The sequence below is a fragment of the Kineococcus deserti genome, assembly GCF_050871945.1.
Classification (GTDB): Bacteria; Actinomycetota; Actinomycetes; order Actinomycetales; family Kineococcaceae; genus Kineococcus.
Map to the genome: position 1 here is coordinate 48,320 of NZ_JBJLSI010000032.1, position 10,694 is coordinate 59,013.

Annotated in this window: 9 protein-coding genes; 3 read left to right on the forward strand and 6 right to left on the reverse strand. The window is 74.5% G+C overall.

Features of this window, described 5'->3' with window-relative positions; translation table 11 throughout:
- Positions 1–20: 20 nt before the first annotated feature.
- Entirely contained in the window at positions 21–1,391 is a 1,371-nt protein-coding gene (locus ACRYR2_RS20110; protein ID WP_432564664.1) for a GntP family permease, read from the reverse strand.
- 202 nt (positions 1,392–1,593) lie between these two features.
- Between ACRYR2_RS20110 and ACRYR2_RS20115 the strand changes: the two genes are divergently transcribed.
- Positions 1,594–2,301 carry a FadR/GntR family transcriptional regulator gene (locus ACRYR2_RS20115; protein WP_432564665.1) on the forward strand — a complete coding sequence of 236 codons (708 nt, stop codon included), beginning with the start codon at positions 1,594–1,596 and terminating at the stop codon, positions 2,299–2,301.
- On the opposite strand, the gene ACRYR2_RS20120 is transcribed toward ACRYR2_RS20115, so the two are convergent.
- A complete protein-coding gene (locus tag ACRYR2_RS20120) occupies positions 2,276–4,510 on the reverse strand; it encodes a putative bifunctional diguanylate cyclase/phosphodiesterase (RefSeq protein ID WP_432564666.1) in 2,235 nt (744 codons plus the stop codon). The genes ACRYR2_RS20115 and ACRYR2_RS20120 overlap by 26 nt on opposite strands.
- Before the next feature lie 77 nt (positions 4,511–4,587).
- The gene (locus ACRYR2_RS20125) at positions 4,588–6,258 is read right to left on the reverse strand and encodes a P-loop domain-containing protein (protein WP_432564667.1); all 1,671 of its coding nucleotides are present in this window, start codon (positions 6,256–6,258) and stop codon (positions 4,588–4,590) included.
- A 69-nt stretch (positions 6,259–6,327) separates the two neighbouring features.
- Between ACRYR2_RS20125 and ACRYR2_RS20130 the strand changes: the two genes are divergently transcribed.
- The gene (locus ACRYR2_RS20130; protein ID WP_432564668.1) at positions 6,328–7,980 is read left to right on the forward strand and encodes a GGDEF domain-containing protein; all 1,653 of its coding nucleotides are present in this window, start codon (positions 6,328–6,330) and stop codon (positions 7,978–7,980) included.
- On the opposite strand, the gene ACRYR2_RS20135 is transcribed toward ACRYR2_RS20130, so the two are convergent.
- Genes ACRYR2_RS20135 through ACRYR2_RS20145 form a run of 3 tightly spaced genes read right to left on the reverse strand, consistent with a single transcriptional unit; the run spans position 7,967 to position 10,401 of the window.
- Positions 7,967–8,797 carry an NmrA family NAD(P)-binding protein gene (locus tag ACRYR2_RS20135; protein ID WP_432564669.1) on the reverse strand — a complete coding sequence of 277 codons (831 nt, stop codon included), beginning with the start codon at positions 8,795–8,797 and terminating at the stop codon, positions 7,967–7,969. The two genes, ACRYR2_RS20130 and ACRYR2_RS20135, sit on opposite strands and share 14 nt — an antisense overlap.
- 22 nt (positions 8,798–8,819) lie before the next feature.
- Positions 8,820–9,455 carry a class II aldolase/adducin family protein gene (locus ACRYR2_RS20140; protein WP_432564670.1) on the reverse strand — a complete coding sequence of 212 codons (636 nt, stop codon included), beginning with the start codon at positions 9,453–9,455 and terminating at the stop codon, positions 8,820–8,822.
- Between the two features lies 1 nt (position 9,456).
- Positions 9,457–10,401, reverse strand: a complete 945-nt coding sequence (locus ACRYR2_RS20145; RefSeq protein WP_432564671.1) for a carbohydrate kinase family protein — start codon at positions 10,399–10,401, stop codon at positions 9,457–9,459.
- 37 nt (positions 10,402–10,438) lie between these two features.
- Here ACRYR2_RS20145 and ACRYR2_RS20150 point away from each other — a divergent pair.
- Positions 10,439–10,694 (forward strand): hypothetical protein (locus ACRYR2_RS20150; RefSeq protein WP_432564672.1); only part of this gene is annotated, 256 nt, incomplete at its 3' end.

Below are 10,694 nucleotides of genomic sequence, written 5' to 3' on the forward strand. Positions count from 1 at the left end.
CAGAGCGCGGCGCCCACCCGCTAGACGATCACCCCCGGCGCGAACCCCATCAAGGACTCGATGGCCTGCTGCACCGTCCAGGTCTTCAGCGTGGTCTTCACGTCCATGCCCATGAGGCGGCCGACGAGCCAGAAGCCCGAGTCGTTGACGTGCCCGGCGAACACCGAACCGGCGGCGGTGGCGAGCACGACCGCGGCCAGCTGGACCGGGTTGTAGTCGGCCGCGGCGACGGCCGGCGCCACGAGGCCCGCGGCCGTCACGAGCGCGACGGTGGCCGAGCCCTGCGCCAGGCGCAGGATGGCGGCGATGAGCCAGGCGGCGACGACGACGGGCAGGCCCAGGTCGCCCAGCGTCTGCGACAGCGCGTCGCCGATGCCGGAGGTGCGCAGCACGCCACCGAACATGCCGCCGGCGCCGGTGATGAGCACGACCGAGCAGATGGGGCCGAGCGCGCTCTCCAGCGTCTTCTCCAGCGCCGACCCCCGCACGCCGCGGGCGCGGCCGAGCACGAAGGCGGCGACCAGGACGCTGATGAGCAGCGCGATCGAGCTGGTGCCGACGAACACGAGCGCCTGGACGACGGGGTTCTCGGTGTCGACCGCGCCGAAGGTGCCGAGCGTGGTGAACAGCGTGTTCATGAGGATGAGCACGAGCGGCACGGCGAGGATGAGCATGACCGTGCTCGCCTTGGGCGGGTTCTCCGCCTGCACGTCGTCCTTCTCGTCCCCGAACAGCGACAGCACGGGCAGCGGGTTGCGCGCGTTGGCGACCTTGGCCCACAGGTAGCCCGAGACGTACCAGAGCGGGAAGGCGACGATCAGGCCGGCGAGCAGGACGATGCCGATGTTGGCGCCCAGCAGGTCGGTGGCCGAGACGGGACCCGGGTGCGGGGGCAGGAAGACGTGCATCACCGAGAACGCACCGGCGGCGCTGATGCCGTACAGCAGCAGCGAGCGGCCGCCCATGCGGCGGGCGACCGCGAAGACGATCGGCAGCATCACGATGAGACCGGCGTCGAAGAAGATGGGGAAGCCCATGATGAGCGAGGCGATGCCGAGCGCGAACGGCGCCCGCTTCTCGCCGAACACCTCGATCATCTTGTCCGCGAGGACCCTGGCGCCGCCGGAGGACTCCACGAGCCGGCCGAGCATGGCCCCGAGGCCGACGAGCAGCGCGACGGTGCCCAGGGTGCTGCCGAAACCGCTGATCAGCGTGTTCGCGATCTCGCTCGTCGGGATGCCCGTGGCGATGGCGGTGAGCGCCGAGACGATGATCAGCGTCAGGAACGCGTGCAGCTTGAAGACGATGACGAGCACCAGGATCAGGGCGATGGCGCCCGCTGCGATGCCCAGGAGCGGACCGGCTCCCAGCGTCTGTGTCCAGTTGTCCATGAACGTCCTTCTTCGTTGAACTTCGCGGGTCACGCCACCGCACGGAGAGTCGTCAGGACGCTCAGTAGGCTGCGTCGATGCACGTGGTCGGCCGCCCACGCCGTGCTGGCCGGGGCAGCGTGCCACCAAAGGTAGTACTTTTCCAAACACTTCGCGTGGGGTGTTCCGACGGCGGGGTGACGACCTCCAGGACGGGTGGGGAATGACCGGCTCCAGCGCCGCCTCGCGCACGCACAGCAGCGTGCTCGACGCGCTCGGGCGCCGCATCACCTCCGGTGATCTACCCGCCGGCGCCGTGATCACACTGGCCGCGATCGAGGCCGAGACCGGCACCAGCCGGACGGTCGCGCGCGAGGCCGTGCGCGTGCTCGAGTCGCTGGGCCTGGTGCGCTCGCGCCGCCGCGTCGGCATCACCGTCCAGCCGCGCAGCACCTGGCACGTGCTGGGCGCCGAGACGATCCGCTGGACCCTGGACGGGCCGCTGCGGCGGGCGCACCTGGTGGAGCTGATGGAGCTGCGGGCCGCGCTCGAACCGGTCGCCGCGCGCCTGGCGGCCCAGCGGGCCGACGGCACCCAGCGGGCCGAACTCGTGCGGCTGGCCACCGAGCTCGACCGCCTCGGCCGCGCCGGCCGCGGGGACTCCCCCGAGTACCTGCAGGTCGACATCGACTTCCACACGCTGCTGCTCGCCTCGAGCGGGAACGCTCTCTACGCCGAACTCGCCGGCCCGGTGCGCGAGATCCTCGTCGGGCGCACCCGCCGCGGCCTCACGCCGGCCGACCCCGCGCCGGGCACGCTCGGCGCGCACCTGGCCGCCGCCCGCGCCATCGCCCGCGGGGACGGCGCCGACGCCGAGCGCAACGTCCGCGAGCACATCGCCATCGTCACCGAGGAACTGAGCGAGGCCTGAAGCTCCCCCCGCCGTCCGGCCCGGCGATCCGGCCCGGGCACGGCACGGCCGCCAGCCACCGACCGAACTCCGCCGGCGGCAGCGGCCGGGCGTGCAGGTAGCCCTGCGACTCGTCGACGCCGAGCCCGCCCAGCACCACCCGGGTGGCCTCGTCCTCGACGCCCTCGGCGACCACCCGCAGACCCAGCCGGTGCGCCAGCGCGACCGTCGCCTCGACGATCTCGGCCGTCCGGGCCTCGCCCAGGACCCGCACCGTGAACGCGCGGTCCAGCTTCAGCTCGGTGGCCGGCAGGTCGGTCAGGTAGGCCAAGGAGGAGTAGCCCGTCCCGTAGTCGTCGATGCTCAGCTGCACCCCGCGGCGCGTCAGTCCGTGCGTGACGGCCAGCGCCAGGTCGGGGTCGGCCATGAGCGTCGTCTCGGTGACCTCGAGCACGAGACGGCCCGCGGCCAGCCCGCTGCGGGCGAGGACCCCGTCGACCAGCGCGAGCAGGTCCGGGTGCTGCAGGGTGCTGGCCGACAGGTTCACCGAGATCCGCAGCGGCAGCCCGTCGTGCCGCCAGCCGGCCGCGTCGGCCACGGCGCGGTCCAGGACGTGGACGGTCAGCTGGTCCACGAGACCCAGTTCCTCGACGAGGTCGAGGAAGCGTCCCGGCGGCAGCAGGCCACGCACCGGGTGCTGCCAGCGCACGAGGGCCTCCACCCCGACGACCCGGCCCGAGGCCACGTCGACCTGCGGCTGGTAGTGCACGACGACCTCGCGGCGCATCCGCTCCCCACCGCCGGTGAGGAGGACCCGCAGGTCGTCGGCGAGCCCGGCGCGGTCGCGCAGCCGCGCGTCGACGGCGGAGTCGTAGACGCTGACGCCGCCGCCGGCGGTCTTGGCCGAGTACATGGCCGTGTCGGCCTGCCGCAGCAGCCGGTCGGGGTCGACACCGCCGGCGGCGATCGAGCGCACGCCCACCGACAACCCGATCTCGACCTCGCGCACGACGGCCTCGTGCACGGCCCGTCCCACTCCGGCGGCCTGCTCCTCGTCGCGGCCCGGCAGCAGGACGGCGAACTCGTCGCCGCCGATGCGGGTCAGCAGCGCGTCGGCGGGCAGGACGCGGCCCGCGGTGGCGACGATGCGGCGCAGCAGGTCGTCACCGGCGTGGTGGCCGTGCCGGTCGTTGACCTCCTTGAAGTGGTCGACGTCGAACAGCAGCAGCGCCGCGGCGCGCCCCTCCCCGACCAGGACGTCGAGCTCGCGCAGCAGCGCGCGGCGGTTGCCGGTGCCGGTGAGCTCGTCGGTGACGGCCTGCTGGCGGGACTCGGCCAGGTGGGCCAGTTCGCGCACGAGGTGCACGACGCGGACGCTGATCCCCAGGACCGCGCCGCAGGCGTACAGCGTCGCCGCCCAGCTCTGCTGGTGGCCGTCGGCGGCGAGGGCCGCGACGGCGAGGGCGAGCACGATGAGCGCGCCGACGGCCGGTGCCTGGCTGGTGGCCGCGACGGGCACCGACCGCTTCGGGCGGGTCGAGGCCCAGGCGATGACCAGGCACGCCAGCGTCCACCCGGCCTGACCGTGCAGCGCGTCGTCGGCGTCCCCGCGCAGGGTGCAGCTCAGCACGATGAGCCCGAGCAGGGCGGCCATGACGGTCCACATCCGGGGGTCGCGGGACAGGCCCCCGACGCCCGCGACGGTGGCGGCCGTGCCCAGCACGATCACCAGCGCGGCGAAGATCGCCAGCCACAGCTGCACCTGCCAGGACGGCCAGCCGGCGGGCAGGAAACCGGACCAGCTCTGGCCGATGAGCCCGGCCGCGGTGATCGCCAGGACGGCGCTGACGCCGTTCAGCCAGTCGCCGGGATCGGAGACGTACGTCCGGAACCGGTTCCAGCGCACGAGGGCCTGGTACATGAGCGGCGTGGACGCCAGCGCGCAGACGCCGACGAGGCTGATGCTCTGCACCCCGCTCACCAGGCTGACCACCGGGCCGGTCGAGAGCACCGCGACGGCCGCACCCCACCAGCGCCAGACCGCGAACTCACCGCGGTCGCCCTGCGAGGCACCCGACCACAGCACCGCGACCGCCACCAGCTGGGCGACGCACAGCAGGACGGCGGCGTCGTGCCCGGCGACGCCGGGCACCAGGGCGGCACCGACCGCCAGCAGACCGGCGACCACCGCCCCGGCTCGGACGCGTGGCAGCGGCGGGCGGGAACTCACCCGCAGGGCATCGGCCCGTGATCTCGCGTCCTGGCTCGGCCGATCGGGTGCGGGGTCCGCCCCGTCGCCCTGCCTCGTCAGCGCAAGCCCACCACCCGCAACGCCCGCAGCCGGTTCAGCGCGGCCGCGACCTCGTGCCGCCGCGGGACGGCCAGGTCGGGGAGGGAGCCGGCGCCGGCGCCACCGGCCCAGTCGGCCGGCGGGCCGGCGAGGTCGGCGTCGAGCAGGTCGAGGACTTCCGGCAGCGAGCGCCGGCCGTCGAGGTGGCCGGCTGCGACGGCGTGGTCGAGGGCCAGCCCGGCGCCGGTGACCTGGCCCGGATCGGTGAACTGCCGCACGGCGCGGACGTCGACGTCGTGCTCGCCGAAGCGCAGCGTGTCGGTGCCGACGGCGGAGATGCGGCGCCGGCCCCCGACCGTCGGGTCGACGCTGCGCGGGTCGGGGACCCGCGCCCGCACGGCGGGGAAGGTGCCGGCCTCGGCGACGCGGCCGGTGGGTCGGGTCGCGACCTGCCGGGCGCGGTCGGTGAGGTCGCTGCACCGGTAGGACTCCAGCAGCAGCACCCGGTCGGCGACGTCGAGGTAGTCCCCCGAGGAGCCCACGACCAGGACCGTCGAGACGCCGTGGTCGTCGGCCAGCGACCGGACGAGGTCGACGAACGGGTTCAGCGGTTCGGACGACTTCGCGACGAGTTCCTGCATGCGGGCGTCACGGACCATGAGGTTGGTCGCGGCCGTGTCCTCGTCGACCAGCAGCAGCCGCGATCCCGCCTCGAGCGCCTCCAGCGTCGCGGCGGCCTGCGACGTCGACCCCGAGGCGTCGGCGGTGGAGAAGTCGTGCGGGTCCAGGCGGCCGGGCAGGCCGGTGACGAAGGCGCCGACGTCGACGCGGGTGACGGCGCGGCCGTCCTCGGCGCGGATCGCGGCGGCGTCGGGGAGGGTCACGACGAACTCACGCCCGTCGCCGGGGACGTGGTCGTGGACGCCGGCCTCCAGCGCCCGCAGCAGCGTCGACTTGCCGTGGAAGCCGCCGCCGACGACGACCGTCACGCCGTGCGCGATGCCCATCCCCGTCGTGGGGCCGCGGTGCGGGAGGTCGACCCGCACCCGCAACGCCTCCGGGGAGGCGAACGGAACCGCCTCGCGCAGCGGCCGGTCGTCGACGCCGCTGGCGCGGGGCAGGACGGCGCCGTCGGCGACGAAGGCGACCAGGCCCAGCCCGGGCAGCGCGGAGCGCAGGTGGACGGTGTCCTCGACGACGTCGCAGAAGTCCCGCGCCTGCTGCAGGTCCACGCCCAGGACGTGCTCGCGCAGCAGGTCCGGCAGCGCCCGGGTGAGGTCGGCCACCGCGGTCGGTGCGTCGACGCGCCGCCGCGGGCCGGGCAGGTGGTACCCGAACCGCAGGACGGCCGACCCGTCGGCGGCGACCTCGAAGCTGCTGCGCTGCAACACCTCCTGTCCACCGGCGTCGATGCGGAACGGGCTGCGCGGGGCGGCGGCGGAGCGGGCGAGGAACCCGGCCAGCGCGCGACGCCGGGCCGCAGCGGCCAGGCCGAGCGCGGCGAAGGGCGTCCGGTCGAACCGGACCTCCCAGCGCGACGGCGGCGCGAACGGGTCGGCCTGGGCGTGCCGCAGCGTGACCGTCAGGCCCGGCACGAGGTCCCAGCCCCGGCCCGTCAGCGACCGGTACCGGGCGTAGGGACCGCCGTCGAGACGTTCCAGGGTGCTGCGCAGGGCGGAGGGGCTCACGCGCTCAACGCTAGGTCCGTTCGGGGTGGGGACCGTCAAGGTGCACGCTGCGCGGTCGATGCTCTCCCCGTGCTGACGGAGCGTGCGGCCGACCGGGCTGCGGAGGGCGGGGGGACGGACACCTCCGCCCTGCTCGCGCGTTCGGAGACCGCCCGCGGTCGCGGGGACTACCGCGAGGGCCGCCGGCTGGCCGAGGAGGCGGCCGTCCTGGCGACCGCGGCCGGGAACGACGCCGCGCTGTCCCTGGCCCTGCGGCTGGTGTGCAACCAGGCCCTGCGCCTGGGCGACCTGGAGGACGCCGCCCGCGCCGGCAACGAGGCGTTCACCGTCGCCGAACGGTGCGGCGACCGCGCCGCCCAGGTGGAGGCGCTGAACCTGCTGTCCTTCGCCTACCTGAACCTGGCGCTGTTCGACGAGGCCCTGGAGTCGATCGAGCGCAGCCTCGAGCGGGCGGTGACCCTGGACGACGCCGAACTGCGCTCGGCCACGTACAACCGGGCCGGCACCGTCCGCACGGCCATGTGCGACTTCGAGGAGGCCGTCGGGCTGTTCGACCGGGCCGCCGAGGAACTCGCCGTCGGCCTGTCCACGGGCTCGGTCTCCAGCGAGACGCGGTTCTGCCTGCTGACGAACACCGCCGACCTGGTCCTGCAGATGGCCTACTCGGGGCTGTCCGTCTCCCCCGAGCGGTTGCGCCGCGGGATCGACCTGTCGCAGCAGGCCCTCGTCCTGGCGCAGGAGGCGCACAACCCGTACCGGCAGGCGCTGTCGATGCTGAACGCCGGCAGCCTGTCCACCTACCTGGACCTCCCCGGGCAGGCCGAGGCGACGCTCGCGGCGTCGATGGCCATCAGCCGCCGCCACGGGTACCGCGGTCTGGAACTCGGCGTCCTCGACGCGCTCGCGATGGACGCGCTGCGGCGGGGCGAGTTCGGCGAGGCACTCGGCCGGTTCACCGCCGTCGTCGGGCTGGCGACCGAGGTGGCCGACGCCGGGGTCCTGGCCCGCGCGCACCAGCTCAGCGCCCGCTGCCACGAGGAGCTGGAGCAGTTCCGCGAGGCGCTGGCCTCCTACCGCTGCTTCCATGAACTCGAGACCCGGCAGCGCACCGAGACGGCCGAGGTGCGTGCCCGGTTGCTCGGCCAGACGGTCGAACTGGAGCAGTTGCGCTCGCAGGCCGCGGTCCTGGGACGGCAGGCCCGCGAGGACCCCCTCACCGGCCTGGACAACCGGCGCTCCTTCGACGCCACCCTGCCCGCGCTGCTGGCCGACGTCGGCGACCGCGACTGGGTGTGCGTGTGCCTGCTGGACGTCGACCACTTCAAGGTGGTCAACGACACGTTCGGGCACGGCGTGGGCGACGAGGTGCTGCGCCGCCTCGGCGTCCTCCTGCGCGAGGAGGTCCGCCGTCGCGACGTCCTGGCCCGCATCGGCGGGGAGGAGTTCGCGCTGGTCTGCGTGCTGCCGGCGCCCGACCGGGTCGACCACCTCGGCCTCGGCCTGCACCAGCGGCTGGACCGGTTGCGCCGCAACGTGCAGGAGGCCGGGTGGGACGACCTCGCGGCCGGCCTGCGGGTGACCGTCTCGGTCGGCGCGGTCCTGACCCGCGCGACGTCGGCACCGCCGGCCGAGGAACTGCTGCGACAGGCCGACCAGTTGCTGTACGCGGCGAAGGCGGCCGGCCGCAACCGGGTCCTGACGCGGTCCCTCAGCCCTCGCTGAGCACGTCCTCCAGGCTGCGGGCCGGGCGGCCGGTGACGGTGCGCACGGCGTCGGTGACGACCTCGAGCTCGCCGCCCGCGATGGCGGTGTACGTGCTGACCCAGCCGTCGACCATCCACTGCGGCGCACCGGATCCGGCCCGCGAGGCGTACGCCTCCTCGACCGTCTCGTCCACGAACTCGACGGGGGTTCCCCGGACCCGCGAGATCGTCTCGGCGATCTCGCGGAAGGTCAGCGCCTGCGGTCCGGTGAGGTCGTAGCTGCGCCCGCCGTGGGCCTCGTCCAGCACGGCCGCCAGCGCGACCTCGGCGACGTCGGCGCGCGCGACCGCCGCGACCCGGCCGTTCCCGGCCGGCCCGCGCAGGACGCCGTCGGTGACGAACTCGGGGAGGACGTCGAGGTAGAAGTTGTCGCGCAGGAACGTCGTGGTGAACCGGGCCGCGGTCAGCATCTGCTCGGTGGCGTGGTGGTCGCGGCCGAAGGTGAAGGTGCAGTCGGGGGAGGCGTTCAGGAACGAGGTGTAGACGACGCGCCGCACCCCCGCGGCCGCCGCGGCCTCCACGACGGTGCGGTGCTGGTCCAGGCGGTCCGCGTCCTCGGCCGCGGAGACGAAGAACAGGACGTCGGCGCCGTCGAAGGCGTGCCGCAGGGCCTCACCGTCGTCGTAGGTCGCGACCCGGACGTCGGCGCGTTCGAGGTCGGGAGCGCGGCCGGCGTCGCGGACGACGAGGCGCTGCGGCACCCCCGCCGCGGCCAGACCGCGGGCGACGCGGCCGCCGACGTGGCCGGTGGCTCCGGTGACGGCGATGAGTTCCATGACGCCACCCTGCCACGGCTGCTCACCGGGGTGCGCGGCCGTAGGTGGCGAACTTCGGCAGCACCCGGTCGATCTCCTCGGCGGACAGTTCCGCGGGAACTCCCACGGCGCCGGCCCGCAACCAGACGTCGCACAACCACTCCAGCTGCCGGGCGCGGTCGTAGGCGCTCGCGAGGTCGGCGCCGGTGGTCACGGTCCCGTGGTGCTTCAGGACCACCGCGCTGCGGCCCCGCAACCCCTCCGACACGTTGTCGCGCAGCTCGTCGCTGCCGAACGTCGCGTACGGGACGACGGCGACCGACCCGCCGAACATCGCGATCTGGTAGTGCACGGGGGGAACGTCGTCGCGCAGCAGCGACAACGCCGTCGCGGCCGGGGAGTGGGTGTGCACGACGGCGCCGGCGCCGTGGTCGCGGTAGGCCGCGAGGTGGAACGGCAGTTCCGACGTGGGTTCCAGCCCGCCCTCGACGACGTCGCCGTCGAGGTCCACCACCGGGACGTCGGCGGCGGTCATCGTGTCGTAGCCGGTGCCGCTGGGCGTCACCACGACGAACTCCCCCACCCGGCGGGAGACGTTCCCGGACGTGCCGACGACGAGGCCGTCGCGCACCGCACGTCGCGCGAACTCGACGACCTCCCGGCGTTCGGCCTCGAACACCTCAGGCCGCCCGGGGGGTGCGGGTGCGGAACTCCTCGACCTGCGCGAGGTCGACGATCCCGGCGTCCGAACCCAGCCCCGTCGCGACGAGGCTGCCGCAGGCCAGGCCGCGGTCGGCGGCCTCGAGGAGGTCCAGGCCGTCGAGCAGGCCGGAGATGAAACCCGCCGTGAAGGCGTCCCCGCAGCCGGTGCTGTCGACGACGTCGACGTCGAACGCGGGCAGCACCGTCTCGGGTTCTCCACGACGGGCCACCGCGACCCCGTCGCCGCCGAGGGTCAGCACCGTGCACCCCACCCCGCGGTCGTGGAACCACCGCGCGATCTGCGACCGGTCCTCGGCGCCGGTGATCCAGCCGGCCTCCTCGACGTTGGGCAGGAGGAAGTCGACGTGCGGCAGGACGGGTTCGAGCAGTTCCCGGGCGTCCGGGCGCGTGCTGGCGAGCAGGTCGACCGTCGTCGTCAGGCCCAGTTCCTTCGCCCGGCGCAGGATCCGGCCCGCCGGTTCCCCGTCGATCCCGGGCAGGACGAACAACCCGCCGAGGTGGAACACCTGCGCCTGCTCCACGACGTCCCACGGCACGTCCTCCTCGCGCAACCCGGCGTTCGCGCCGATGACGTGCAGCGCCGGCCGGGAGCCGTCGGCGCGGATGGGCAGCAGGCTCGCGGAGGTCTGCAGCTCGGGGTCGGTGACGAGGTGGGTGGTGTCGACGCCGTACCCGGACATCGTGGTGCGGACGAAGTCGCCGATGGTGTCGGCGCCCACCCGGCCCACGGTGGCGACGTCGACCCCGAGCTTGGCCAGGTTCACCGACGGTGCGGCCGCGGTGCCCGCGACGGTGAAGCGGATCTGCTCCAGGATCGCCAGCTGCTGCCCCGGCGGGACCTGCGTGAACGGCCAGCCGAGGGCGTCGGCGATGTGCGCCCCCACGGAGACGACCTGCGGCATCGAGCCCTCCCCTCCGGGCGGTCCCCGACGACCGCCCTTGATCACGGGCAGTCTGGGAGGTGGCCCGGGGCTGCGCAACCGCCGCGCGGCCGGGTTTGCGCGCGAGGTCACCGCGTACCCGGTCATCGCGCGCGAGGTCACCGCGCGCCGCACCGGGCGCGGACAGGGGTTTGCGCGCGAGGTCACCGCGTACCCGGTCATCGCGCGCGAGGTCACCGCGCGCCGCACCGGGCGCGGACAGGGGTTTGCGCGCGAGGTCACCGCGTACCCGGTCATCGCGCGCGAGGTCACCG

Bases quoted from the DNA above. Each gene is read 5' to 3' on its own strand.
- ACRYR2_RS20110 (WP_432564664.1), bottom strand. From the start codon at position 1,391: ATGGACAACTGGACACAGACGCTGGGAGCCGGTCCGCTCCTGGGCATC.
- ACRYR2_RS20115 (WP_432564665.1), top strand. From the start codon at position 1,594: ATGACCGGCTCCAGCGCCGCCTCGCGCACGCACAGCAGCGTGCTCGAC.
- ACRYR2_RS20135 (WP_432564669.1), bottom strand. From the start codon at position 8,797: ATGGAACTCATCGCCGTCACCGGAGCCACCGGCCACGTCGGCGGCCGC.
- ACRYR2_RS20145 (WP_432564671.1), bottom strand. From the start codon at position 10,401: ATGCCGCAGGTCGTCTCCGTGGGGGCGCACATCGCCGACGCCCTCGGC.